Source organism: Pseudomonas sp. FG1, assembly GCF_034313875.1.
Classification (GTDB): Bacteria; Pseudomonadota; Gammaproteobacteria; order Pseudomonadales; family Pseudomonadaceae; genus Aquipseudomonas; species Aquipseudomonas veronii.
Window position 1 is genome coordinate 3,657,583 of the sequence record NZ_JAVIWP010000001.1, and the last position, 22,342, is coordinate 3,679,924.

The 22,342-nt window shown below is 61.7% G+C and carries 26 protein-coding genes; 14 read left to right on the forward strand and 12 right to left on the reverse strand.

The window, feature by feature from the left end:
- Positions 1-11: 11 nt before the first annotated feature.
- Positions 12-1,079, forward strand: coding sequence for an AI-2E family transporter (locus RGV59_RS16990; RefSeq protein WP_017847019.1), 1,068 nt, complete (start codon positions 12-14; stop codon positions 1,077-1,079).
- A 3-nt stretch (positions 1,080-1,082) separates the two neighbouring features.
- Here RGV59_RS16990 and RGV59_RS16995 read toward each other — a convergent pair whose 3' ends face one another.
- The 3 genes from RGV59_RS16995 to RGV59_RS17005 form a co-directional block, all read right to left on the reverse strand.
- Positions 1,083-1,256 carry a hypothetical protein gene (locus RGV59_RS16995; RefSeq protein ID WP_017847020.1) on the reverse strand — a complete coding sequence of 58 codons (174 nt, stop codon included), beginning with the start codon at positions 1,254-1,256 and terminating at the stop codon, positions 1,083-1,085.
- Between the two features lie 91 nt (positions 1,257-1,347).
- A complete protein-coding gene (locus RGV59_RS17000) occupies positions 1,348-1,542 on the reverse strand; it encodes a hypothetical protein (RefSeq protein ID WP_017847021.1) in 195 nt (64 codons plus the stop codon).
- A gap of 245 nt (positions 1,543-1,787) precedes the next feature.
- The gene (locus RGV59_RS17005; RefSeq protein WP_104903544.1) at positions 1,788-2,141 is read right to left on the reverse strand and encodes a hypothetical protein; all 354 of its coding nucleotides are present in this window, start codon (positions 2,139-2,141) and stop codon (positions 1,788-1,790) included.
- Between the two features lie 155 nt (positions 2,142-2,296).
- Here RGV59_RS17005 and RGV59_RS17010 point away from each other — a divergent pair, with 155 nt between their 5' ends.
- Positions 2,297-3,115 (forward strand): shikimate 5-dehydrogenase, encoded by an 819-nt coding sequence (locus RGV59_RS17010; RefSeq protein WP_046384034.1) that lies wholly within the window; start codon positions 2,297-2,299, stop codon positions 3,113-3,115.
- A gap of 60 nt (positions 3,116-3,175) precedes the next feature.
- Here RGV59_RS17010 and RGV59_RS17015 read toward each other — a convergent pair whose 3' ends face one another.
- A complete protein-coding gene (locus RGV59_RS17015) occupies positions 3,176-3,826 on the reverse strand; it encodes a YceH family protein (protein WP_017847024.1) in 651 nt (216 codons plus the stop codon).
- A gap of 116 nt (positions 3,827-3,942) precedes the next feature.
- On the opposite strand from RGV59_RS17015, the gene RGV59_RS17020 reads away from it, so the two are divergent.
- Positions 3,943-4,452: a DUF1993 domain-containing protein gene (locus RGV59_RS17020; RefSeq protein ID WP_017847025.1), complete on the forward strand. Its 510-nt coding sequence runs from the start codon at positions 3,943-3,945 to the stop codon at positions 4,450-4,452.
- 83 nt (positions 4,453-4,535) lie between these two features.
- Here RGV59_RS17020 and sstT read toward each other — a convergent pair whose 3' ends face one another.
- Positions 4,536-5,756: a serine/threonine transporter SstT gene (gene sstT / locus RGV59_RS17025; RefSeq protein WP_046483163.1), complete on the reverse strand. Its 1,221-nt coding sequence runs from the start codon at positions 5,754-5,756 to the stop codon at positions 4,536-4,538.
- 230 nt (positions 5,757-5,986) lie between these two features.
- Here sstT and RGV59_RS17030 point away from each other — a divergent pair, with 230 nt between their 5' ends.
- On the forward strand, positions 5,987-7,141 hold the full coding sequence (locus tag RGV59_RS17030) for an MFS transporter (RefSeq protein WP_046483161.1): 1,155 nt from the start codon (positions 5,987-5,989) through the stop codon (positions 7,139-7,141).
- A 4-nt stretch (positions 7,142-7,145) separates the two neighbouring features.
- On the opposite strand, the gene nhaR is transcribed toward RGV59_RS17030, so the two are convergent.
- Positions 7,146-8,048 carry a transcriptional activator NhaR gene (nhaR, locus tag RGV59_RS17035; protein ID WP_102617825.1) on the reverse strand — a complete coding sequence of 301 codons (903 nt, stop codon included), beginning with the start codon at positions 8,046-8,048 and terminating at the stop codon, positions 7,146-7,148.
- 134 nt (positions 8,049-8,182) lie between these two features.
- Here nhaR and RGV59_RS17040 point away from each other — a divergent pair, with 134 nt between their 5' ends.
- The 4 genes from RGV59_RS17040 (at position 8,183) to mnmH (ending at position 11,446) form a co-directional block, all read left to right on the forward strand.
- Positions 8,183-8,434 (forward strand): hypothetical protein, encoded by a 252-nt coding sequence (locus RGV59_RS17040; RefSeq protein ID WP_017847031.1) that lies wholly within the window; start codon positions 8,183-8,185, stop codon positions 8,432-8,434.
- Between the two features lie 28 nt (positions 8,435-8,462).
- Positions 8,463-9,212 carry a TerC family protein gene (locus tag RGV59_RS17045; RefSeq protein ID WP_017847032.1) on the forward strand — a complete coding sequence of 250 codons (750 nt, stop codon included), beginning with the start codon at positions 8,463-8,465 and terminating at the stop codon, positions 9,210-9,212.
- A gap of 96 nt (positions 9,213-9,308) precedes the next feature.
- Entirely contained in the window at positions 9,309-10,343 is a 1,035-nt protein-coding gene (gene selD, locus RGV59_RS17050; RefSeq protein ID WP_102617824.1) for a selenide, water dikinase SelD, read from the forward strand.
- Positions 10,343-11,446 carry a tRNA 2-selenouridine(34) synthase MnmH gene (gene mnmH, locus RGV59_RS17055; protein ID WP_102617823.1) on the forward strand — a complete coding sequence of 368 codons (1,104 nt, stop codon included), beginning with the start codon at positions 10,343-10,345 and terminating at the stop codon, positions 11,444-11,446. The genes selD and mnmH overlap by 1 nt, the downstream gene beginning before the upstream one ends.
- A 38-nt stretch (positions 11,447-11,484) precedes the next feature.
- On the opposite strand, the gene RGV59_RS17060 is transcribed toward mnmH, so the two are convergent.
- Together RGV59_RS17060 and RGV59_RS17065 are read right to left on the reverse strand one after the other, a co-directional pair.
- Positions 11,485-12,540: a permease gene (locus RGV59_RS17060; RefSeq protein WP_026140034.1), complete on the reverse strand. Its 1,056-nt coding sequence runs from the start codon at positions 12,538-12,540 to the stop codon at positions 11,485-11,487.
- 58 nt (positions 12,541-12,598) lie between these two features.
- Positions 12,599-13,300 carry a hypothetical protein gene (locus tag RGV59_RS17065; RefSeq protein WP_026140035.1) on the reverse strand — a complete coding sequence of 234 codons (702 nt, stop codon included), beginning with the start codon at positions 13,298-13,300 and terminating at the stop codon, positions 12,599-12,601.
- Positions 13,301-13,548: 248 nt separating this feature from the next.
- Between RGV59_RS17065 and RGV59_RS17070 the strand changes: the two genes are divergently transcribed.
- From RGV59_RS17070 to hemB, 3 genes are all read left to right on the forward strand, one after another.
- Positions 13,549-14,247 carry a glutathione S-transferase N-terminal domain-containing protein gene (locus RGV59_RS17070; protein ID WP_017847037.1) on the forward strand — a complete coding sequence of 233 codons (699 nt, stop codon included), beginning with the start codon at positions 13,549-13,551 and terminating at the stop codon, positions 14,245-14,247.
- A 4-nt stretch (positions 14,248-14,251) separates the two neighbouring features.
- Positions 14,252-15,094 (forward strand): PhzF family phenazine biosynthesis protein, encoded by an 843-nt coding sequence (locus RGV59_RS17075; protein ID WP_102617822.1) that lies wholly within the window; start codon positions 14,252-14,254, stop codon positions 15,092-15,094.
- A gap of 116 nt (positions 15,095-15,210) precedes the next feature.
- Entirely contained in the window at positions 15,211-16,185 is a 975-nt protein-coding gene (hemB, locus tag RGV59_RS17080; RefSeq protein WP_017847039.1) for a porphobilinogen synthase, read from the forward strand.
- A 55-nt stretch (positions 16,186-16,240) separates the two neighbouring features.
- Here hemB and RGV59_RS17085 read toward each other — a convergent pair whose 3' ends face one another.
- The gene (locus tag RGV59_RS17085; protein WP_046384025.1) at positions 16,241-16,855 is read right to left on the reverse strand and encodes a LysE family translocator; all 615 of its coding nucleotides are present in this window, start codon (positions 16,853-16,855) and stop codon (positions 16,241-16,243) included.
- A 144-nt stretch (positions 16,856-16,999) separates the two neighbouring features.
- On the opposite strand from RGV59_RS17085, the gene RGV59_RS17090 reads away from it, so the two are divergent.
- Positions 17,000-18,085: a DUF1615 domain-containing protein gene (locus tag RGV59_RS17090; protein WP_102617821.1), complete on the forward strand. Its 1,086-nt coding sequence runs from the start codon at positions 17,000-17,002 to the stop codon at positions 18,083-18,085.
- Between the two features lie 126 nt (positions 18,086-18,211).
- Complete coding sequence (locus tag RGV59_RS17095) at positions 18,212-18,628, forward strand: PaaI family thioesterase (RefSeq protein ID WP_017847042.1); 417 nt, start codon at positions 18,212-18,214, stop codon at positions 18,626-18,628.
- Between the two features lie 60 nt (positions 18,629-18,688).
- On the opposite strand, the gene RGV59_RS17100 is transcribed toward RGV59_RS17095, so the two are convergent.
- From RGV59_RS17100 to RGV59_RS17110, 3 genes are read right to left on the reverse strand one after another with little or no spacing between them, the layout of a single operon-like run.
- Positions 18,689-19,870 carry an acetyl-CoA C-acetyltransferase gene (locus RGV59_RS17100; RefSeq protein WP_017847043.1) on the reverse strand — a complete coding sequence of 394 codons (1,182 nt, stop codon included), beginning with the start codon at positions 19,868-19,870 and terminating at the stop codon, positions 18,689-18,691.
- Positions 19,871-19,881: 11 nt separating this feature from the next.
- The gene (locus tag RGV59_RS17105; RefSeq protein ID WP_126585860.1) at positions 19,882-20,541 is read right to left on the reverse strand and encodes a CoA transferase subunit B; all 660 of its coding nucleotides are present in this window, start codon (positions 20,539-20,541) and stop codon (positions 19,882-19,884) included.
- A 36-nt stretch (positions 20,542-20,577) separates the two neighbouring features.
- Positions 20,578-21,276: a CoA transferase subunit A gene (locus RGV59_RS17110; protein WP_126585861.1), complete on the reverse strand. Its 699-nt coding sequence runs from the start codon at positions 21,274-21,276 to the stop codon at positions 20,578-20,580.
- A 133-nt stretch (positions 21,277-21,409) separates the two neighbouring features.
- Here RGV59_RS17110 and RGV59_RS17115 point away from each other — a divergent pair, with 133 nt between their 5' ends.
- On the forward strand, positions 21,410-22,312 hold the full coding sequence (locus RGV59_RS17115) for a LysR family transcriptional regulator (protein ID WP_102617820.1): 903 nt from the start codon (positions 21,410-21,412) through the stop codon (positions 22,310-22,312).
- Positions 22,313-22,342: the final 30 nt, after the last annotated feature.

The following is a 22,342-nucleotide window of genomic DNA, read 5'->3' on the forward strand; positions in this document are numbered from 1 at the left end:
CTGGATCGGACATGAATCAAACCAACCTGCAATTCAAGACTCTGCTGTTACTGCTGGCCCTGGTGACCGTTGCCTTTATCTGGATATTGCTGCCGTTTTACGGCGCGGTGTTCTGGGCGGTCATCCTGGGCATCATCTTTGCCCCGATGCAGCGGCGCCTGCAGGTGAAATCAGGCTGGAACCGCAACCTGACCTCGCTGGCCACCCTGACGGTGTGCCTGGTGATTGCGATTCTGCCGGTGATCATCACCAGCGCCTTGCTGGTGCAGGAGGGGGCCACGCTGTACAAAAATGTCGAAAGCGGCAAGCTGGACGTGGCCGGGTATATCGAACAGTTCAAGAACTTCCTGCCACCTTATTTCCAGCACCTTCTGGACCGCTTCGGCATGGGCAACCTGGAAAGCCTGCGCGAGAAAATCGTCAAGAGTGCGATGCAGGGCAGCCAGTTCTTCGCCAGCCAGGCGTTCAGCTTTGGCCAGGGCACGTTCGATTTCCTGGTGAGTTTTTTCATCATGCTGTATCTGCTGTTTTTCCTGCTGCGTGACGGCCCGGAGCTGGTGCGAAAAGTCCGCACGGCGGTGCCGTTGGCCGAGCCGCAAAAGCGCCGCCTGCAGCTCAAGTTCAACCGCGTGGTGCGCGCCACGGTCAAGGGCAACGTGTTGGTTGCCGTGACCCAAGGCGCGTTGGGCGGTTTGATCTTCTGGTTTCTGGACATTCCCAGCGCGTTGCTCTGGGCGGTGCTGATGGCGTTTTTGTCGCTGCTGCCGGCGGTGGGCGCGGGGATCGTGTGGGGGCCGGTGGCGGCGTACTTCCTGTTGAGCGGTGCGATCTGGCAAGGCGTGGTGCTGAGCCTGTTCGGTGTGTTCGTCATCGGCCTGGTGGATAACGTGCTGCGCCCGATTCTGGTGGGCAAGGACACCAAGATGCCGGACTACCTGATTCTGATCTCGACCCTGGGCGGCTTGTCGGTGTTCGGCCTCAACGGCTTTGTGATCGGGCCGCTGGTGGCGGCGTTGTTCATGTCCAGCTGGGCGTTGTTTGTCGAAAGCAAGCCGCGGCTCAAGTTGCCGTTGCCCTAGGCCTCAGGCGCGCAGCCTGAAGGTTGCCGCTTGTTGCTCGGCAGCCGATAACGAGGTGAGCGGGCCGCTGACGGGTTCGCCATCGTGCATCAGGTACCAGCAGGCGAGTACACCCAGCTTGCGCAGGGGGGCAGGAACGGCGCTGCCGATGACGGACATGATCTGAATAGTGGGCATATGGACCTCCAATCGCTATGAGGGTCACCTTACGGGGTGCCAGCGTCGAGGAAAAATCACCCGGCTTGATAGTCGACATCAACGCCAGGCGTCACTCCACCACTTGATCGAGCATGTGTACCACTTCTTGCTCATTGAGCAGGCCTTTGCGCACCAGGCTTTCGGTCAGCAGCGCGAGGAATTTTGCGCTGCGGTGGCCTTCCAGGTGCTTGAGTTCGGTCAGTGCGCTGTAGACCTTGCTGGACGTACAGAGTCCGGCTACGTGGTGTGGGTTTTGCGTGGGCATGGTCAGCCGTCCTTGTTGTTATCGGGTTCAGAGGTGGGATAGTGAAAGTGAGTCGTGACACAAACATGACAGCGCGAGACCCGGTCGGGCAAGTAGACTTTCGGCTTCGATGATGTGGGATTACGACTCGGCCATTGTCCTTATAACGACCTTGGTACGATCAATCCGCACGATGTGCAATAAAACGCCATGCAAAAAAAGGCCTCGCGGGTGGGCGAGGCCGGTTCAGGCAGATCGGTTCAAGCTTACCAACCGCGGCCATAATAGCCGTGGGGGTGGCCGTAATAGCCACGTGGTGGGCCGTAATACACCGGCGCCGGGCGGTAATAGACCTGTTGTTGCACATACACCGGCGGCGGTGGTGCGTAGTACACCGGCGGCGGTGCGGCGTAAACCGGTTGCGGTTGCACATACACCGGCTGCTGCACATAGACTTCACGGGGTTGGCTGGCAACCACGGAGCCTACGACGGCGGCGCCGACTAACGCACCCAAGACGGCCGGACCACCCCATCCACCACCGTGGGCGGAGGCTTGGCCTGCCATAGCGAGTGTACCGATAAGCAAGGCGATCTTGGGGATTTTACGAATCATGGTCATTCCTCGGTTAGCCCCTGCGCTTGTGGCCTGCAATCAATTGGCTCAAGTAATGTCGCGGGATACTTTTAAGACAACGTATTTCTGAAAAACAGCACGGCCGATTGGTAAAGGTTGTGTAAGGTCTGTACCGATTTGCTTACTTCAAGGAGTTACCCATGCAGATGCACCCCAACAAGGATACCCAACTGTGCATGTCACTGTCGGCGCGCCCCGGGAATTTCGGCCTGCGATTTCATAACCATTTGTATGAACAACTGGGTCTGAATTTCTACTATAAAGCCTTCAGCAGCCAGGATTTAGCCGGCGCGATCGGCGGTATCCGGGCGTTGGGGATTCGCGGTTGCGGGGTGTCGATGCCGTTCAAGGAGGCCAGTATTGCCCTGGTGGACGAACTGGACAGTTCGGTCAAAGCCATCGCGTCCCTGAACACCATCGTCAACACGGCCGGCCATCTCAAGGCCTACAACACCGACTACATCGCCATCGCGCAACTGTTGAAAAAGCATGCAGTGCCGACAGATTCGACCTTTGCCCTGCGCGGCAGCGGCGGCATGGCCAAAGCCGTGGCCAGTGCCCTGCGCGACGGCGGGTATGCCAATGGCGTGATCGTGGCGCGTAACGAAGCGGCGGGCAGGGCGCTGGCGCAGAGCCTGGGTTATCAATGGCAGGCGCAATTGGGCGATCTGCGCCCGCAGATGTTGATCAACGTCACGCCGATCGGCATGACCGGCGGGGCCGAGGCCGATCAGTTGGCTTTCGAGGCTGACGCGGTGGACCAGGCGCAGACTGTGTTCGATGTGGTGGCGATCCCGGCGGAAACACCGTTGATCGTGCGCGCACGTGCCCAAGGCAAGCGCGTGATCACCGGGCTGGAAGTGATCGCGATCCAGGCGCTGGAGCAGTTTGTGTTGTACACCGGGGTGCGGCCGACCCAGGAGCAGTTCGAAAGCGCCGTCGCGTTTGCGCGAGGCTGAACAGCGCGGCCAATCACCTGTAGGAGCAGGCAAGCCGGCTCCTACAGGGGGTTGAGCGTGTCAGGCCTGTTCCAGCTGTGCCAGCCGTTCTTCGAGCGCGGCAATCCGCGCTTCCAGCTCTTCGATGCGCTCGACTGAGACCCCGCCGGCCCCGCGTTCCACCGGGTTGCCGCGCGCGGCGATAATCGCCTCGATATCCGCCGGGTCGCCCAGCGCGTGGGTATAGCGATCCTCGCGTTGCCCCGCCTGGCGCGGCACCAGCACGGCCAGCCCCCGCGCAATCAGACGTTCCAACTGGTGTACGACCTGGTCGGCGTCTTCGAAGTCATGCATGCGCCCGCTGCGGGTCAGCAGTTCGTTGACCGTCTGCGGCCCACGCAGAAACAGCAGCCCGGTCAGGATCACCTGGGCCGGCACCAATTCCAGCGCCTTGTCGACCCGGTGTTCCCAGCGGTCGGCGCGGCTGCCCATGACCAGGCGGGTGAAACCCTGGCCTTCCAGCACGCGCAGGCTTTGGCCGACCTGGCCTTGACTGAGGTTCATCACCGGCTCGCGGCTGGTCTTCTGGTTGCAGGCCAGCACCAGCGCGTTGAGGGTCAGGGGGTAGGTTTCCGGGTTGGTCGCCTGTTTTTCGATCAGGCAGCCCAGGATGCGGATTTCCGTGCTGTTCAGGCGCGGCTCAGGGGTGTCGGTATCGTGCTCAGCGGTCATCGCGCTTTCCCTATGCAGTGAACGCACTAGCCTAATCCTGAAAAAATAAAAGACAAGCGGCCGGCATGGCTATAATCGCTGCTGGTTCCAACCCAGCCCTTACCGATGAGACTGTCATGACTATTTCCCTGTACGCCGCTTCCGTCCCAGTCTTCAAGCAAATGCTCACCGCCCTGAGCGGTGTGCTGGACAAAGCCGAAGCCCACGCCACCGCGAAGAACATCGAACCCAACGCCTTGCTGCAAGCGCGCCTGTTCCCGGACATGTTCCAACTGGTGCGCCAGGTGCAGATCGCCGTCGACTTCGCCAAGGGCGTTTCCGCGCGCCTGGCCGAGATCGAAGTGCCGAAATATGAAGACAACGAAGTGACCTTCGCCGACCTGCAAGCGCTGATCGCCAAGGTCCTGGCGTTTATGGACAGCATCAAGCCCGAGCAAATCGACGGCAAAGAAGGCATCGAGATCATCACTCGCCCAGGCACGCCGAAAGAGAAGCGCTTCAGCGGCCAGTCCTACCTGCTGACCTACGGCCTGCCGCAGTTCTTCTTCCACGTCACCACCGCCTACGCGCTGTTGCGTCACAACGGTGTGGAAGTGGGCAAGCGTGATTACATGGGCGCTTTCTGAATAACCGTGTACTGAGCGCATAAAATAAAAAAGCCCGGGGTCGTTCCGCTGTGAACGGCCCCGGGCTTTTTTGCGAGCGTTGTTTAAACCGGCTGCTCTTCCTTGCCCAGGCACGCCGCCGCAGTAAACAGCACATCGGTGGACGAGTTGAGCGCGGTTTCCGCCGAGTCCTGCAACACACCGATGATGAAACCTACGGCCACCACCTGCATGGCGATATCGCTGGAGATGCCGAACAGGCTGCACGCCAGCGGGATCAGCAGCAGCGAACCGCCGGCCACGCCCGACGCACCGCACGCGCAAATGGCGGCGACCACGCTGAGCAGCACGGCGGTGGGCAGGTCTACGACGATGCCCAGGGTGTGTACGGCGGCCAGGGTCAACACGGTGATGGTGATCGCCGCCCCCGCCATGTTGATGGTGGCGCCCAGCGGGATCGACACCGAGTAGGTGTCTTCATGCAGGCCCAGGCGTTTGCTCAACGCCAGGTTCACCGGAATGTTCGCTGCCGAACTGCGGGTGAAGAATGCCGTGATGCCGCTTTCGCGCAGGCACAGCAATACCAGCGGGTAGGGGTTGCGGCGCAGTTTCCAGAATACGATGGCCGGGTTGACCACCAGCGCCACGAACAGCATGCAGCCGATCAGCACCACCAACAGGTGGGCGTAACCGAGCAGGGCGCCGAAGCCGGAGGTGGCCAGGGTCGAGGCCACCAGGCCGAAAATCCCCAGGGGCGCGAAGCGGATCACCACGCGCACGATCAAGGTCACGCCGTTGGACAGGTCATCGAGCACCGTGCGAGTGGTTTCGCCGGCATGGCGAATCGCGATGCCCATGCCGATGGCCCAGGCCAGAATGCCGATAAAGTTGGCGTTCATCAGCGCGCTCACCGGGTTGTCCACCACGCTCAGCAACAGGCTCTGCAACACCTCGCCGATGCCGCCGGGGGCGCTCACGGTGGCGTCGTGGGTGGCGAGCACCAGCGGCGAGGGAAACAGCGTGCTGGCGATCACTGCAACCACGGCGGCCGCGAAGGTGCCCAGCAGGTAGAGGAACAGGATCGGCTTGATGTGGGTTTCCTGGCCGTGTTTGTGGTTGGCGATCGACGCCATCACCAGCACGAACACCAGGATCGGCGCCACGGCCTTCAGCGCGGTGACAAACACTTTGCCAATGAAACCGGTGGCCCTGGCGGCGTCGGGCGACACGAAGGCGAGCAGAATGCCGGCGATCAGGCCGATGACGATTTGCGTGACCAGGCTGGCGCGCGTGAGTCGTTGGAAAAGGGAAGGGGCAGCAGTCATAAACGGTTGTCTCTGGTTTTTTTAGTAGGACGCAGCATTGCAGGTGGAGCGCGCTGTAGGAAGCGGGCGCGGAGTCTATCATGCTGTAGGAAATGTCCCTGTTGATGCGGCATTCCGTCACCCATTTGCGGCCAATTCGCACAGATCCTGTTAATATCGCCGTCTCTCATCTTTCTTCTTCGTCAGCGGGCCTCCGGGCTTTCGTTGATGTCGTCGTTTCTGGAGTTTTCATGCTGTTTCCCATCCTGCTGCTGTCGGCCGCCGGTTTTACCGTGCTGACCACAGAATTCATTATCGTCGGCCTGTTGCCGTCGATTGCCCGGGACCTGAATGTCAGCGTGTCCCAGGCCGGCCTGCTGGTGACGCTGTTTGCGTTCACCGTGGCGGCGTTCGGCCCGTTTCTCACGGCCTACTGCGCGCGGTTCCAGCGCAAGCGCCTGTTCATCACGATTTTGATCATGTTCGCCGTGGCCAATGGCGTGGCGGCGCTGGCGCCGAATATCTGGGTGATGTCCCTGGCGCGCTTGATTCCGGCGTTGGGCTTGCCGGTGTTCTGGGCGCTGGCCAGTGAAACGGCGGTGGACATCGTCGGCCCGGCATACGCCGGTCGCGCCATCGAGAAGATCGGCTTCGGGATCGTCTGTGCCACCGTCTTCGGCATTCCGGTGGGCACGTTGATTTCCGACATGTTCGGCTGGCGCAGCGCGTTTGCGGTCCTCGCGGTGATTGCCTTGGCCAAGGCGCTGCTGCTGTTTGTCTACCTGCCGGTGACACAGGCGAAGAACGCGCAGGTGACGTTGCGCTCGCAATTCAAGCTGTTGCGCAGTCCGTTGATGCAGGGGCATATCCTGCTGTCGATCCTGGTCTTCAGCGGCATGTTCACCGCCTACACCTACCTGGCCGACATCCTTGAGCGCCTGGCCGGCTTCGACGGCACGCTGGTCGGCTGGTGCCTGATGGGCTTTGGCGCGGTCGGGTTGATCGGCAACTCCCTGGGCGGCCGTGCGGTGGATCGCCACCCCTTGATTGCGTCGATGGTGTTCTGCGGGTTCATGATCGGCGGCATGGTCGCGTTGGTGCCGGCGATTCACTCCACCATCGGCCTGGCGGCGGCGATGGCCGTGTGGGGCGTGACCCAGGCGGCGATGTTCCTGGTCAGCCATGTGCGGCTGATGAAGGCCGCGCCGCATGCGCCGGCGTTTGCCGCGTCGCTGAATATTGCCGGTGGAAACCTCGGTATCGGTCTCGGCGCCTTGGTCGGTGGGCATGTGATCGACACCCTCGGCCTGGCCAGCCTGGGCCTGGCTGCGTCCGGGTTCATCCTGGTGTCGATGCTGCTGGCGCTGTGGCTGATGAGCGCCAAACCGCTGCCGACTGGCGCTTGAACCCTCAGGGCAGGGCGGTGAACAGTTCTCGCCTGGCGCCTTCGGTAATCGCCACGATGCCGGGGTGCTTGACCTTGCGTTCCACCGAAATCGCATAGAACGATTCGGTCACCGCCTCGGTCTGGCCAATCAGCGCGACGCCGTACTGGCGCACCACCTCATCGGCGATCACGCTGGGGGCGATAAAGATCCCGCTGCCGGATTGGCCGAATGCCTGCATCAAGGCACTGTCGTCGAACTCGCCGATGATCTTCGGTTGGATCTGTTGCTCGGCAAACCAGCGCAGCAAGCGGCTGCGCACCACGGTCTCTGCCCCCGGAATCAATAGCGGCGCGCCCTGTAAACACTGTGGGAAAACGCCGCAGTGTCGGTCAGCCAATGCTTGGGTAGCGAAAAAACTGATGCCGCATTCGCCCAACTTCTGGCTGTAGCCTTTGATGTCCAGATGCGTGGGCATGGGGCTGTCGGAAATCACCAGGTCGAGGCGCTGGATCGCCAGGTCGGCGAGCAGGCGTTCGAGTTTGTCTTCGCGGCAGGTGATGCGGATCGGCTCGCTGAGCTCCATGGTCGGCGCGATCAGCCGGTAGACGATGGATTTGGGCACCACATCCGCCACCCCGACGCGAAACAGAATCTGCTGCTCGTTCGGCTGGGCGCGCAACATCGCCTCCAACTCGTTGCCGGTCTGGAACATCTGCTCGGCATAGGGCAACGCCTGGCGCCCGGCTTCGGTCAGCTCCAACTGACGGCCGACCCGCTGAAACAGGGCGATACCGAAGGTTTGCTCGAGCAGACTGATCTGCCCGCTGATGGTCTGGGGTGTGAGGTTCAGTTGCTCACAGGCGCGCACGATGCTGCCGGTCTTGGCCACCACCCAGAAGTAATGCAATTGTCGGTAATTGAGCATGCCGGCCTACACTTCGTTAAAACCGAAGTATACGCGAGAAAAATACGAATTTTCCTGAAGTGTTCCCCTGCATAGAATGCATCGCTATCGAGGGGTCGCTGTTTGGACCCAATGGTTCTAATGAGGAAAACATCATGAAACTCAATTCTCTGGGCGCGGCATCGTTGCTTGCGCTTTCATTAGTAGTGGTCAGCGGTTGTGATCAGGTCGAAAAAAGCGCACAGCAGGTGATGGGCAAGGCCAGCGAATCGGCCAAGCAAGTGATCGATGACACTCACAAGGCCGCCGAGCAGGCATTGAGTGAAGCGACCCAAGGCCTGATCAGTCCGCAGAAAAAAGACGATCAGCCGCAAAACGAGTCTGAATCGACGCGTAAAGAAGCCTAATTTCCCAGCACAACGTCAGGATTGATCTATGGACTACCTTGTACAACTGGCCGCCAGCCCCACCGCCTGGGTCGCACTGGCGACCTTGATCGTAATGGAAATCGTGTTGGGCATCGATAACCTGATCTTTATCTCGATCCTCACCAACAAATTGCCCGAGCAGCACCGGGCCAAGGCGCGGCGCATCGGCATCAGCATGGCGTTGGTGTTGCGCCTGGGCCTGTTGAGCACCATTGCGTTCATCGTGCAGTTGACCACGCCGGTGTTTGAGATCCTCGGCCAGGCGTTTTCGTGGAAGGACATGATCCTCATCGCCGGCGGCCTGTTCCTGGTCTGGAAGGCAACCACCGAGATCCATCAAAGCATGGACCCGGAGCCTGAAGAGAAGGCCAGCAGCGGCAATGCCGTGTCCATAGGCTTTGCTGCGGCCATCGGCCAGATCCTGATGCTCGACCTGGTGTTCTCCATCGACAGCATCATCACCGCCGTGGGCATGACCGAGCATTTGCCGATCATGATCGTTGCCGTGGTGACCTCGGTCATCGTGATGCTGGTGGCGGCTGAACCGCTGGCCAAGTTCATCCACGACAACCCGACCGTGGTGATGCTGGCCCTGGGCTTCCTGATCATGATCGGCATGACCCTGATCGCCGAAGGCTTCGGCGCCCATGTGCCAAAAGGCTACGTGTATGCGGCCATGGCGTTCTCGGCGGCAATCGAGTGCTTGAACATCGCCCGGCGCAACCGCCACAAGCGGTTGCTGGCCGCCCGCCAGTAATCGCAGCACCCCAAAAAGGCCGGCTGTGCTCGTAAGAGCCCCGCCGGCTTTTTGCCGTCTGTTAGAATCCGCGCACTTGATAGCTTGAGGTCCACCATGAACGAGCCGATTCGCCTTACCCAGTACAGCCATGGCGCGGGGTGTGGCTGCAAGATTTCGCCCCAGGTATTGGAAGTGATCCTCGCCGGCAGCGGCGCACAGAACCTTGACCCCAACCTGTGGGTGGGCAACGCCTCGCGGGACGATGCGGCGGTGTACGCCATCGACGACGAGCGCGGCGTGGTCTCCACCACTGATTTTTTCATGCCGATTGTCGATGACCCGTTCGACTTCGGCCGGATCGCCGCCACCAACGCGATCAGCGATATCTACGCCATGGGCGGCGACCCGTTGATGGCCATCGCCATTCTGGGCTGGCCGGTGAATGTCCTGGCGCCTGAGGTTGCCCGCGAAGTGATCCGTGGCGGCCGCTCCGTGTGCGACGAGGCCGGCATTCCCCTGGCCGGTGGCCACTCCATCGATGCGCCGGAGCCCATCTTCGGCCTGGCCGTGACCGGCATCGTGCAAAAGCGCCATATGAAGCGCAACGACACCGCCACCGTCGGCTGCCGTTTGTACCTGACCAAGCCCCTGGGCATCGGCATCCTGACCACTGCCGAAAAGAAAGGCAAATTGCGCGAGGCGGATATCGGCCTGGCTCGTGACTGGATGTGTACCCTCAACAAGCCTGGCAGCCGCTTCGGCAAACTGGCCGGCGTCACGGCAATGACCGACGTCACCGGCTTCGGGCTTTTGGGCCACTTGGTGGAAATGGCTGACGGCAGCGGCGTGACGGCACGCATCGAATACGACAAAGTCCCACGCCTGCCCGGGATCGAGGACTACCTGGACCAGGGCTGCATGCCGGGCGGCACCTTGCGCAACTTCGACAGCTACGCGAGCAAGCTCGGGCGCCTGCAGGAGCTGCACAAGCGCGTGCTGTGTGACCCGCAGACCAGCGGCGGCCTGCTGATCGCCGTTACGCCCGCGGGCGACGCCGAGTTTCATTCGGTCGCCGGCGAACTGGGCCTGACCCTTGAGCCCATCGGTGAATTGGTTGAGCGACAGACCCACGCGGTAGAGGTGTTTTGATGGCGACTGACATCACCGACTACCGCGACATCTTCCTCAACGACCGGCCGATGATGGATACCCGCGCGCCGGTCGAGTTCGTCAAGGGCGCGTTCCCGGGCGTGGTCAACCTGCCACTGATGACCGATGACGAGCGTCAGCGGGTTGGCACTTGCTACAAACAGCAGGGCCAGCAAGCGGCTATCGTGCTCGGACACGAACTGGTGTCCGGGGCGATCAAGGCCGGGCGTATCGAGCAATGGGCGCGGTTCGCCCAGGCCAATCCCGACGGCTACCTGTACTGCTTTCGTGGCGGGCTGCGCTCGCAGATCGTGCAGCAATGGCTGAAAACCGAAGCCGGTATCGAGTACCCCCGCGTCGGCGGCGGCTACAAAGCCATGCGTGGTTTTTTGCTGGAGACCGTCGAACAGGCAGTCGCCGAGTGTGATTTCGTGTTGCTGGGCGGCATGACCGGCACTGGCAAGACCGAAGTACTCGGCCAACTGCGCAACGCCCTGGACCTGGAGGGCCACGCCAACCATCGCGGTTCCAGCTTCGGCAAGCGGGCCACGGTGCAACCGTCCAACATCGACTTCGAGAACCGCCTGGCGGTGGACCTGCTGAAAAAACGCGCGGGCGGCGTCGAGCAGTTTGTGGTCGAGGATGAGAGCCGCATGATCGGCAGTTGTGCGCTGCCGTTGCCGTTGCACAAGGGCATGCAGACCTTTGCGATGGTGTGGCTGGAAGACACTGTCGAAGGCCGGGTTGAACGTATCCTGCGCGATTACGTGGTCGACCTTTGCGCCGAATTCATCGCGGTATTTGGCGAAACCGGCTACGTCCTGTTTGGCGAGCGCCTGACCCAGAGCCTGGCCAATATCCACAAGCGCCTGGGCGGCGAGCGTTTCCAGCGGTTGCAGGCGATTCTGCAGGACGCCCTGGCGGAACAGACCCGCAGCGGCGCTGTGGACCTGCACCGGGTGTGGATCGAAGGGTTGCTGCGCGAGTACTACGACCCGATGTACGCCTTCCAGCGTGAAAGCAAAGGCGCGCGCATCGAGTTTGTCGGGGAGCAGGCAGCGGTGGTGGAGTATTTGCGCGAGCGTGGTGCGTTGCGAGGTTGATGCTTGCCTGCAATAAGGCCCTCAACCCCGCCTGCCACTTACAGAATCGCCGCTCCAATCAAGCCGCAGACCACGCCTACCAGCATGGTCAAGCCGGCCACGGTGACCAGCACCCGCGCGTCGAAATCCTTGCGCAACATCAGCAGCGACGGCAGGCTCACGCTCGGCAGGGTCATCAACAGGGCCACGGCCGGGCCGCTGCCCATGCCCAGCGTCATCATGGTTTGTACGATAGGAATCTCCGCGGCGGTCGGAATCACGAACAGCGTGCCGACAATCGCCAGCGGCACCAGCCACAGCAGGCTGTCGGCCATCGCCCCATCCACATGAGGAAACAGCCAGACCCGCGCCGCGCCCAACACCAGCACTGCCAGGATATACACCGGGATCGTGCTCCAGAACAGTTGCCACAGGGTGCGCAACCAGCGGCTGAAAAACGGTTGCGACTCGATCACGCTGGCCTCGGCCACCGCGCCCAGCGCTGCTTCCGGCACTTGTTCCGGGCGCGCGATGCGCTGGGCCACCAGGGACACGCCCACCACCAGCACAATCCCCGCCACCAGCCTTAACGCCGTGAAGCCCCAACCCAGCACAAACCCCATGAATACCAGGGTGGCCGGGTTCAGCACCGGGTTGGCGATCCAGAACGCCAGCGCCGCGCCCACCGACACTTGCTGCCGGCGCATGCCTGCCGCCACCGGTGCCGCGCAGCAACTGCACATCATTCCGGGCAGCGCGAACAGCCCGCCGCGCAGGGTCGAACCCAGCCCGGCACGCCCGAACAGGCGCAGCAACCAGTCGCGGGGGATCAACACTTGCAGCAACGAGCCCAAGATCACCGCCAAAACGGCGGCTTTCCAGATCGCCAGGAAATACACCTGGGCGTAGGCCAGCGCCGCGGCCAGTGGCGAGGTTTGCTGGTCATTGAGAATCGACGCGCCGATGCTGTGGTTGTCGGCGGCGACAAATGCCTTGAAGTAGTAGGGCGACCACTTCACGTAGTAGAGGCCGATGCAGGCGACCAGCAGGAACAGCGCTGGTTTCCACCAGAACGACCAGCCCCGGTTGGGCTGGGTGGAGACGAGGTTGGACATGGTGTTGATCCGCAGATGAGTCAATAGCCGCGCATCATACGCCGCTATCGCCCATCCTTCAGATATCTGCGCTGATCTGCGTCGCCGGTGGGCAGGTTTGTTCGCCGTTGTTCAGGCCCTGCTTGTAGTTGCGGCTCAGCAGCGAGGCCTTGCCGTTATGCCAGGTGAGCGTCAGCACATACAACGTGTCGTAGTCATTGCCGGACCAGTCTTGGGTGATGGTGTGCTTTTCGCCCACCGCTTCGCTGGCCACCTTGTTGATCAATTCCGGCAGATAGCCGTGGGACCAGGCGGTGTAGATGATGGCGTTGTGGTACTTGTTTTCCACCAGTTCGTCGGCGAGCGCGCTGGTGTCATTCGCCGAAAACGTGATGTTCACCGGCAAGCCGAGCTTGATCGCGCTGGGGCTGATGGTCATCAGTGGGCGAATGTAGCTGTAGGAATTATCTTTTTCGCCTTCCTCGACATTGCGCGTCGGGTTGGCGGCGAAGACGAAGTTGGCCTTGCCGAACTTTTCCGGCAGTACGGTAGCCAGGTTCATCGCACGGTTCAGGCCCTGGCAATTGAGTTGGCCCAGGCCGCCGACGGGTTTTTCGCCGTGGCGCAGGAACACCAGGGTTTGCACGCCGTCCACCGATTCGGCGCGGCTGATGCGCGATTGCAGGGTCAGGTCGAGGGCGCCGCCGACCAGCAACAGCGGTAATATGATGTATGAATATCGTTTGAGGCGTTGCGCAAGGCACAGAGGCTTTATTGTCATTGGGTTCGAGTCTTCAGTGCATCGGATTAAGGCGGACAAGCCCGGCCCCAGTGACACACGCGGCGTCCTGCGGGTTCCGTGTCTTATTAGCAGGGTGCCTCCATTCACCGTTCAGCGCACTTAAGAGTCCACTCGGCCACTTTGGTTCGCTCGTGGGGGAGAGTAGCGAGGGCATGTTGCGCAATGATGACCCATGCAGGATGCCGGGCAGATGATTATCATGGGGGTTTTCGCCGAGGGATATCCCGATGAATTCACTCGCCGCTTTCCCGATCAACCGTAAATGGCCCGCCCAGCATCCGGAGCGTCTGCAACTGTATTCGCTGCCCACGCCCAACGGGGTAAAAGTCTCGATCATGCTCGAAGAGCTGGGCCTGCCCTACGAGGCGCACAAAGTCAGCTTCGAGACCCAGGACCAGCTGTCGCCCGAGTTCCTGTCGCTGAACCCCAACAACAAGATTCCCGCGATCATCGACCCCAACGGCCCCGGCGGTCAGCCGTTGGCGCTGTTCGAGTCCGGTGCGATCCTGCTGTACCTGGCGGAAAAAACCAGCCAGTTGCTTTCCGAAGACCCGGCGACACGTTATGAAACCATTCAGTGGCTGATGTTCCAGATGTCCGGCATCGGCCCGATGTTTGGCCAGGTGGGGTTCTTCAACAAGTTCGCCGGCAAGGCCTACGAAGACAAGCGCCCGCGTGACCGCTACGTCGCCGAGTCGCGGCGCTTGCTGGAAGTCTTGGAAAAACGCCTGCTGGGCCGCACCTGGATCATGGGCGACGACTACAGCATCGCGGACATCGCGACGTTTCCGTGGATCCGTAACCTGATCGGTTTCTACGAATCCGGTGACCTGGTCGGCATCGCCGATTTCCCCAATGTGCTGCGCGCGCTGGACGGCTTTGTCGCACGTCCGGCAGTGATCCGTGGCCTGAACATTCCGAGCTGAGCCCATGCCGACTTTCGATTTCAAACAACTGGATGTCTTCAGCAATGTGTCGCTCAAAGGCAACCCGCTGGCGGTAGTGCTGGGGGCCGACAGCCTCAACGAGCAACAGATGGCCGACTTCGCCAAGTGGACCAACCTCAGCGAAACCACGTTTTTACTCACGCCCCGCGATCCACGGGCTGACTACCGGGTAAGAATCTTCACCACCTTGCAGGAACTGCCGTTCGCCGGGCACCCGACGCTGGGCAGTTGCCATGCATGGTTGCAGGCGGGGGGCATTGCGCGAGGGGAGGAAATTATCCAGGAGTGCGAAATCGGCCTGGTGCGTATCCGTCGCCAAGGCGATGAGCTGGCGTTCATCGCGCCGCCGTTGTTGCGCTCGGGCCCGCTGGAGGCGGCGTTGCTGGAGCGCGTGCGGCTGGGGTTGGGCCTGGCGCCGGAGGCTATTGTGCGCAGTCAGTGGGTGGACAACGGCGCAGGTTGGCTGGCGGTGATGCTGGCCGACCGCCAGGCGGTGCTCGATCTGCAGCCCGATTACTCGCAGTTGCTCGGTCTGGCGGTGGGCGTGATTGCCCCCTGCGATCCCGAACGCGACGCTGTAGATACGCACTTTGAAGTGCGCGCGTTCATCGCCGGCGACGGGTCCCCGGAAGACCCGGCCACCGGCAGCTTGAATGCCGGGGTGGCCCAATGGCTGTTGGACGAAGGCCTGGCACCGAACTGTTACCTGGTCAGCCAGGGCACGGCCATGGGGCGCGCGGGGCGTATCCGCATCGAGCGCCAGGGCGATGAGATCTGGGTCGGCGGTGCCGTGGCGGTGTGCATCGAAGGGCGTCTACAGCTCTAGATCAATGCAATTGTTGTGGGCCTTGCCATAAACTATTGCCTGCCTGGCATTTGCGCTGCCGGGGTCGGGGGGCATACGCTTTCGCCCCAACGTTTTTAGCCTTATTCAGGACAGCCATGACCAGCCAGTTCCCTCAAGCCCGCCCACGCCGTCTGCGCCGCTCCCCGGAGTTGCGTAGCTTGTTCCAGGAAACCGAGTTCACCCTCAACGATCTGGTGCTGCCGATTTTCGTCGAAGAAGAAATCGACGACTTCGTACCGATCACCAGCATGCCGGGTGTGTTGCGCATCCCTGAGAAAAAGCTGGCCGGGGAAATCGAGCGCTATGCCCGCGCCGGGATCAAATCGGTGATGACCTTTGGCGTGTCCCACCACCTGGACGCCAGTGGCAGCGACACCTGGAAGGAGCGCGGCCTGGTCTCGCGCATGTCCTCGATCATCAAGGACGCCGTGCCGGAAATGATCGTGATGTCCGACACCTGTTTCTGCGAATACACCGATCATGGCCATTGCGGTGTGATGCATGGCGCCCATGTCGACAACGACGCGACCTTGGTCAACCTCGGCAAGCAAGCCGTGGCGGCGGCTCGTGCCGGTGCCGATGTGATCGCGCCGTCGGCGGCGATGGACGGCCAGGTTCAGGCGATTCGCCGGGCGTTGGATGACGCCGGTTTTACCCATATTCCGATCATGGCCTACTCCACCAAATTCGCTTCGGCCCTCTACGGCCCGTTCCGTGAAGCGGGTGGCAGCGCGCTCAAGGGCGACCGCAAAAGCTACCAGATGAACCCGATGAACCGCCGCGAAGCCGTGCGTGAATCGCTGCTGGACGAGCAGGAAGGCGCGGATGCGCTGATGGTCAAACCGGCCGGTGCCTACCTCGACATCATCCGCGACATCCGCGAAGCCTCGCGCCTGCCGGTGGCGGCGTATCAGGTCAGCGGCGAGTACGCGATGATCAAGTTCGGTGCCCAGGCAGGCGCGATCGATGAGGACCGCGTGGTGCGGGAAACCCTGGGTTCGATCAAGCGCGCCGGCGCGGACCTGATCTTCACTTACTTCGCCATGGACCTGGCGCTGGCAGGGATCTAAAGCGCCCAACCTGTGGGGCGGGTAAGCCCGTCCCCACAGTGGGTTGCAGTGTTTTTCAGCGCTGGGCGAGCGCCAGATTCAAGCCCAACCCCGCAAAGGCCGCCGCAAAACTGCGCCGCAGCCAGTTCTGTACCCGTGGTGACTCGATCACTGCGCGGCGAAACACATTGGCCAGCAGGCCATACACCACAAACACCGCAAACGTCATGGCCATGAACACGCCGCTCAGCACCAGCATTTGCAAGGCCGGCGCCGTGCTGGCTGGTGTGACGAACTGAGGCAGGAAGGCCAGGAAGAAAATCGTCAGCTTGGGGTTGAGAATATTCAGCAAAAAGCCGCGCAGCATCAGGCCACGGGCCGTGGTTGCCGTTGGTGTGTCATTCACCGCGAAGGCCGAACGATCGCGCCACGTGGCGTAGGCCAGGTACAGCAAGTAGGCGGCTCCGGCGAATTTCAGCGCTTCGAATGCCAATGCGCTGGTGTGCAGCAGGGCGGAAAGGCCGAGTATGGACGCCAATAAGTGCGGGATGATCCCAGCGGTACAGCCCAGCGCGGCGAACACGCTGGCGCGCTTGCCGGCCATGAGGCCCGTGGACACGGTAAAGATCACGCCGGTGCCGGGAATCAGCACAACGATCAGGCAGGTGATGAGAAAGTTCATGCTGAGCATGGCATTCAAACGCCTTGTACGAATGGTCGATGAAAGATCCTGTCATATTCGCATCGCGTAGGCGAGGGGGCACAGGGCGAACCCGCGTTAGACTTATCGGTCGATATCTGCATCGCCCGGCCCATCGCCCCTCAAGGAAGCCCCATGCACCTACGCCGCCTGATCCTGTGTCTCACGCCCTTGCTGGTGCTGGCCGGTTGCTCGACCGCACGCGGCCCGCAACAGCCGGAGCGCAGTGAAGCCGAGGTCAAGGCGCAGATCGTGCGTTTGCTGCCCGCCAAGGTCGCCGATCGCAACGGTTGGGCCCAGGATATCTACACCGCTTTCGACACCCAGCACATCTACCCGAGTACCGAAAACATCTGCGCCGTGCTGGCGGTGACCGAGCAAGAGTCCACTTTCCAGGTCGACCCACCTGTGCCGAACATGGGCAAGATCGCCCAGGATGAAATCCTGCGCCGTGCCGGCAAGGTGCATGTGCCGGCGGTGTTGGTCCGCACGGCACTGCAACTGCGTTCGCCCACTGGTAAGTCTTACGCCGATCGCTTGAACGCCGCACGCACGGAGAAAGACCTGAGCGGGATCTTCGATGACTTCATCAGCATGGTGCCCTTGGGCAACACGCTGTTCGGCGGTTTCAACCCAGTACACACCGCCGGCCCGATGCAAGTCAGCATCGACTTTGCGCAGAAGCAGGCGCGGGGTTATCCCTACACGGTAGATGGCACGATCCGTCGGGAAGTGTTCACGCGACGTGGCGGCATGTACTTCGGCATCGCCCATTTGCTTGGTTACCCGGTGAGTTATGACCGGCCGCTGTACCGGTTTGCCGACTTCAACGCCGGTTGGTACGCCAGCCGCAACGCTGCGTTCCAGGCCGCCGTCAGCCGCGTCTCAGGCACCGAGTTGGCGCTGGACGGGGATTTGATCCGCTACGGCTCGCTGCTGCCCGGCAGCACCGAATTGGCGGTGCGTTCCCTTGGCGCCCGGCTGGACATGCGCAACCCCAGCATCCGCAGTCAGCTGGAGCAGGGCGAGCAATTGGATTTTGAGCAGACCACGCTCTACACACGCGTGTTTGCCCTGGCCGACACGGCGGCCGGCAAACCGCTGCCGCGGGCGATCCTGCCGGGCATCGTGCTCAAGAGCCCGAAGATCACTCGCAATCTGACCACTGCCTGGTTCGCCCAGCGGGTGGATGAGCGTTATCAGCGCTGTATGAAGCGCTGAGGCCGGTCCTGAGCGGGGTTGGCGAATCAGCCCCAGGCATTGCAGAGGATATGTGCGGCTGATGGTAATGGTCGCCGTGTGAGGCCTGGGGTACACCTCATGCCTGACTCCAAGGAAGACTCCGCGATGATCGCTCACGCCGTGCCCGAAGGTTTTGTCTCACTGCCGCGCAGCAGCCCGCTGCTCGACTTGTTGGGCCCGGCGTATTGCCGGGGTGAAGGTCTGCAACTGGAAATCGGCCTGCGCGCCGACAACCGCCATGCCAATGGCCGCGGCACGGTGCATGGCGGGGTGTTGGCGACCCTGGCGGATATCGGCATGGGCTACGCGATGGCGTTTTCCAGTGAGCCGCCATTGCCGTTGATTACCGCGAGCATGACTGTCGATTACCTGGGCGCGGTGCAAGTGGGGGAGTGGATCGTGGTACGACTGGAGCATCACAAGCGTGGCCGGCAAATGGCGTTTGCCACGGTGAGTCTGCAGGTGGGGGAGAAAGTCGTGGCGCGGGCGAACGCGGTGTTTGCGGTGCCGCGTGCGGACTGACAGGCGAAAAAAAAGCCCGGTTTTTCGTGGAACCGGGCCTTTTCGTGTGTTGCTCTTGAATCAGCTGCGCTCAAGGGCCAGGGCTACGCCTTGGCCGCCACCGATGCACAGTGTCGCCAGGCCTTTTTTGGCGTCGCGCTTGATCATTTCGTGCAGCAGGGTCACCAGTATGCGGCAGCCTGATGCGCCGATCGGGTGGCCAATGGCAATCGCGCCGCCGTTGACGTTGACTTTGTCGGCGTCCCATTCCAGCTCTTTGGCCACCGCCAGGGATTGCGCGGCAAAGGCTTCGTTGGCTTCGACCAGGTCCAGGTCGCCGACGCTCCAGCCGGCTTTGTCCAGGCAGCGGCGGGTGGCCGCGACCGGGCCGATGCCCATGATGGCCGGGTCGACGCCGGCATTGGCGTAGCTGGCGATACGCGCCAGAACGGGCAGGCCAAGGGCCTTGGCCTTGTCGGCGCTCATCAGCAGCACCGCGGCGGCGCCGTCGTTGAGGCTGGATGCGTTGCCCGCGGTGACGCTGCCGTCTTTCTTGAACGCGGGTTTGAGTTTGGCCAACGACTCGGCGGTGGTGCCGGCGCGCGGTTGTTCATCCACGGCGAAGGCCACCGGGTCGCCCTTGCGCTGCGGGATCAGAATCGGCGTGATCTCATCGGCAAAGCGGCCGGCTTCGATGGCGGCGGCGGCTTTTTGCTGGGACGCGGCGGCGAAGGCGTCCTGGGCTTCACGGCTGATGCCGTACTTGTCCACCAGGTTCTCGGCGGTGATGCCCATGTGGTAGTCGTTGAATGCATCCCACAGGCCGTCGGTGATCATGCTGTCGATCATCTTGGCGTGGCCCATGCGCAAACCGGTGCGCGCACCAGGTAATACGTAGGGGGACAGGCTCATGTTCTCCATGCCGCCGGCGATGATCACGTCGGCATCGCCACAACGGATGGCCTGGGCGCCCAGGTGCAGGGCCTTGAGGCCCGAACCGCAGACCTTGTTCAAGGTCATCGCGGGTACGGCATGGGGCAAGCCGGCGAGGATCGACGCCTGGCGCGCCGGGTTCTGGCCTGAGCCTGCGGTGAGTACGTGGCCGAGGATCACTTCATCCACCTGGGCCGGGTCGAGGCCGGTCTGCTCCAACAGGCGACGGATTACGGCAGCGCCCAACTCCGGTGCCGGGATGCTCGCGAGCGATCCTTGAAAACTGCCTACGGCGGTACGTGTGGCAGCAACAATCACAACGTCTTGCATGGAATGTGTCCTCACTGGAATTGCATTTCTGGAACGTGGTCGGGGACGATTAGTTTACCGGCTGTCTTGCTGACAATCTCTTCAATACTGACCCCTGGGGCACGCTCCTTTAGGATAAAGGCGCCGTTGTCGATTTCCAGGTATGCAAGGTCCGTCAGCACACGCTTGATGCAGTGGGCACCGGTCAGCGGCAGGGTGCATTGGCTGAGCAATTTGGACTCATCGTCCTTGGAGGCGTGGGTCATGATCACGATGATGTTTTCCGCGCCGGCCACCAGGTCCATGGCGCCGCCCATGCCCTTGACCAGCTTGCCCGGGATCATCCACGAGGCGATGTTGCCCTGTACGTCCACTTCAAACGCGCCGAGCACGGTGAGGTCGACATGGCCGCCGCGAATCATTGCGAAGGACTCGGCGGAGGAGAAGATCGAGGCGCCGATGCGCGCGGTCACGGTTTGTTTGCCGGCGTTGATCATGTCGGCATCGATGGTGTCTTCGGTGGGAAACGGGCCCATGCCGAGCAGGCCGTTTTCCGATTGCAACATCACTTCCATGCCTTCCGGGATGTAGTTGGCCACCAGGGTCGGAATGCCGATGCCCAGGTTGACGTAGAAACCGTCCTGCATTTCGCGGGCGACGCGTTGAGCCATTTGTTCGCGGGTGAGAGCCATTGTGCTGTTCCTCTTGTTCTCTTCGGGCTGGAGGGATTATTTGCGGACGGTGCGCTGTTCGATGCGCTTCTCGAATGTGCCGCAGATGATCCGGTCGACGTAGATGCCAGGGGTGTGGATCTGCGACGGTTCCAGCTCGCCCGGTTCGACGATTTCCTCGACTTCGACCACGGTGATCTTGCCGGCGGTGGCGGCCAGCGGGTTGAAGTTCTGGGCGGTGTGGCGGTAGACGACGTTGCCGAAGTGGTCGGCTTTCCAGCCTTTGACGATGGCGAAGTCACCGGTGATGGATTCTTCCATCAGGTACGGGCGACCGTTGAATTCGCGGGTTTCCTTGCCTTCGGCCACCGGGGTGCCGACGCCGGTGGCGGTGAAGAAGGCCGGAATGCCAGCACCGCCGGCGCGCATTTTTTCCGCCAGGGTGCCTTGGGGGGTGAGCACCACTTCGATTTCGCCGCTGAGCAGTTGCTTCTCGAACAGGGCGTTTTCGCCCACATAAGACGCGATCACTTTGCGGATCTGCTTTTGTTCCAGCAGCACGCCCAGGCCAAAGCCGTCGACGCCGCAGTTATTGGAAACCACGGTCAGGTCGCGGGTGCCTTTGCGCTTGATCTCAGCGATGAGGTTTTCCGGAATGCCGCACAGGCCAAAGCCGCCAGCGAGTACGGTCATGCCATCTTCCAGGCCTGCGAGGGCTTCTTCATAGGACGCCACGCGTTTATCGAAACCTGCCATATGCACCTCTTTTATTGTTAGTGGGCCAGCCAATGCCTCGAGTGTTGCGCCGACGGATTGATTTGTTAAGTTGTTTTTTAAGGTTGATTGATTTAAAAAACTGCATAGTCGAACCGTCGTCCGGAGTAATGTCATGACCGTCAAACAGATTCGTGCCTTTTTGGCCGTGGCGCAGAGCCTGAGTTTTGCCGCCGCCTGCGAGCGCCTGCACCTCTCTCAGTCGGCGCTGAGCTTGACCATCAAAGGCCTGGAAGAAGGGCTGGGCGGGCGCTTGTTCAGCCGCAATACACGGAATGTCGCGCTGACCCCTGAAGGGGAATCCTTATTGCCGCTGGCGCGTCGGCTGATTGCCGATTGGGACAACGCCGAGGATGAACTGCGCCAGCGCTTCACCCTGCAGCGCGGGCGCGTAACGGTGGCGGCGATGCCGTCGTTTGCGGGTAACCTGCTGCCGCCGATCCTGAAGATATTCCGCGCGCGTTACCCCCATGTGAACGTGACGGTGCATGACCTGATCAACGAACAGGTGCTGGAAATGGTCCGCGATCGCCAGGTCGAGTTGGGCGTGGCGTTCGAACCGTCCGAGGGGTCGTCGCTGGCGTTTACGCCGTTATACCTGGACCGCTTCATTGCCGTGGTGCCCATGGATTCACCCTTGGCACTGCGCGCTGAAATCGACTGGAAAAGCCTGTTGGAGCAACCGTTCATTGCCCTGCAACGACCCTCGACGGTACGGGTGATGCTGGAGGAGCATCTGGGTGCCTTGCAGATGAAATTGCCGGTGGCGCTGGAGAGTCATCAATTGGCGACGGTGGGCAAGATGGTTGCCAGTGGGCTGGGGGTCAGCGCCGTACCGGCATTATGTGCGCAGCAGATGCAGGAGGCGGGCGCCCATTGCATCACCTTGACCGATCCGGTGATCGAGCGGCCGATTGGTGTGTTGACCAAACCGGGGCATGAACTGTCGGCGGCGGCACAGGTGTTGTTTGATATTTTCCGCGATGAAGCGGGGAAAGGGCGTTACCCCAACTTTTGAAGTTGCATAAAAAATGTGGGAACTGGCAAG

Bases quoted from the DNA above. Each gene is read 5' to 3' on its own strand.
- RGV59_RS17045 (WP_017847032.1), top strand. From the start codon at position 8,463: ATGGACTACCTTGTACAACTGGCCGCCAGCCCCACCGCCTGGGTCGCA.
- sstT (WP_046483163.1), bottom strand. From the start codon at position 5,756: ATGACTGCTGCCCCTTCCCTTTTCCAACGACTCACGCGCGCCAGCCTG.
- RGV59_RS17010 (WP_046384034.1), top strand. From the start codon at position 2,297: ATGCAGATGCACCCCAACAAGGATACCCAACTGTGCATGTCACTGTCG.
- RGV59_RS17005 (WP_104903544.1), bottom strand. From the start codon at position 2,141: ATGACCATGATTCGTAAAATCCCCAAGATCGCCTTGCTTATCGGTACA.
- RGV59_RS17085 (WP_046384025.1), bottom strand. From the start codon at position 16,855: ATGCTCAGCATGAACTTTCTCATCACCTGCCTGATCGTTGTGCTGATT.
- RGV59_RS17030 (WP_046483161.1), top strand. From the start codon at position 5,987: ATGCTGTTTCCCATCCTGCTGCTGTCGGCCGCCGGTTTTACCGTGCTG.
- RGV59_RS17105 (WP_126585860.1), bottom strand. From the start codon at position 20,541: ATGGCTCTCACCCGCGAACAAATGGCTCAACGCGTCGCCCGCGAAATG.
- RGV59_RS16995 (WP_017847020.1), bottom strand. From the start codon at position 1,256: ATGCCCACTATTCAGATCATGTCCGTCATCGGCAGCGCCGTTCCTGCC.
- RGV59_RS17015 (WP_017847024.1), bottom strand. From the start codon at position 3,826: ATGACCGCTGAGCACGATACCGACACCCCTGAGCCGCGCCTGAACAGC.
- RGV59_RS17110 (WP_126585861.1), bottom strand. From the start codon at position 21,276: ATGGCAGGTTTCGATAAACGCGTGGCGTCCTATGAAGAAGCCCTCGCA.
- RGV59_RS17040 (WP_017847031.1), top strand. From the start codon at position 8,183: ATGAAACTCAATTCTCTGGGCGCGGCATCGTTGCTTGCGCTTTCATTA.
- RGV59_RS17070 (WP_017847037.1), top strand. From the start codon at position 13,549: ATGAATTCACTCGCCGCTTTCCCGATCAACCGTAAATGGCCCGCCCAG.
- hemB (WP_017847039.1), top strand. From the start codon at position 15,211: ATGACCAGCCAGTTCCCTCAAGCCCGCCCACGCCGTCTGCGCCGCTCC.
- RGV59_RS17060 (WP_026140034.1), bottom strand. From the start codon at position 12,540: ATGTCCAACCTCGTCTCCACCCAGCCCAACCGGGGCTGGTCGTTCTGG.
- RGV59_RS17090 (WP_102617821.1), top strand. From the start codon at position 17,000: ATGCACCTACGCCGCCTGATCCTGTGTCTCACGCCCTTGCTGGTGCTG.
- RGV59_RS17000 (WP_017847021.1), bottom strand. From the start codon at position 1,542: ATGCCCACGCAAAACCCACACCACGTAGCCGGACTCTGTACGTCCAGC.
- RGV59_RS17075 (WP_102617822.1), top strand. From the start codon at position 14,252: ATGCCGACTTTCGATTTCAAACAACTGGATGTCTTCAGCAATGTGTCG.
- RGV59_RS17100 (WP_017847043.1), bottom strand. From the start codon at position 19,870: ATGCAAGACGTTGTGATTGTTGCTGCCACACGTACCGCCGTAGGCAGT.
- selD (WP_102617824.1), top strand. From the start codon at position 9,309: ATGAACGAGCCGATTCGCCTTACCCAGTACAGCCATGGCGCGGGGTGT.
- mnmH (WP_102617823.1), top strand. From the start codon at position 10,343: ATGGCGACTGACATCACCGACTACCGCGACATCTTCCTCAACGACCGG.
- RGV59_RS16990 (WP_017847019.1), top strand. From the start codon at position 12: ATGAATCAAACCAACCTGCAATTCAAGACTCTGCTGTTACTGCTGGCC.
- RGV59_RS17020 (WP_017847025.1), top strand. From the start codon at position 3,943: ATGACTATTTCCCTGTACGCCGCTTCCGTCCCAGTCTTCAAGCAAATG.
- nhaR (WP_102617825.1), bottom strand. From the start codon at position 8,048: ATGCTCAATTACCGACAATTGCATTACTTCTGGGTGGTGGCCAAGACC.
- RGV59_RS17065 (WP_026140035.1), bottom strand. From the start codon at position 13,300: ATGACAATAAAGCCTCTGTGCCTTGCGCAACGCCTCAAACGATATTCA.
- RGV59_RS17115 (WP_102617820.1), top strand. From the start codon at position 21,410: ATGACCGTCAAACAGATTCGTGCCTTTTTGGCCGTGGCGCAGAGCCTG.
- RGV59_RS17095 (WP_017847042.1), top strand. From the start codon at position 18,212: ATGATCGCTCACGCCGTGCCCGAAGGTTTTGTCTCACTGCCGCGCAGC.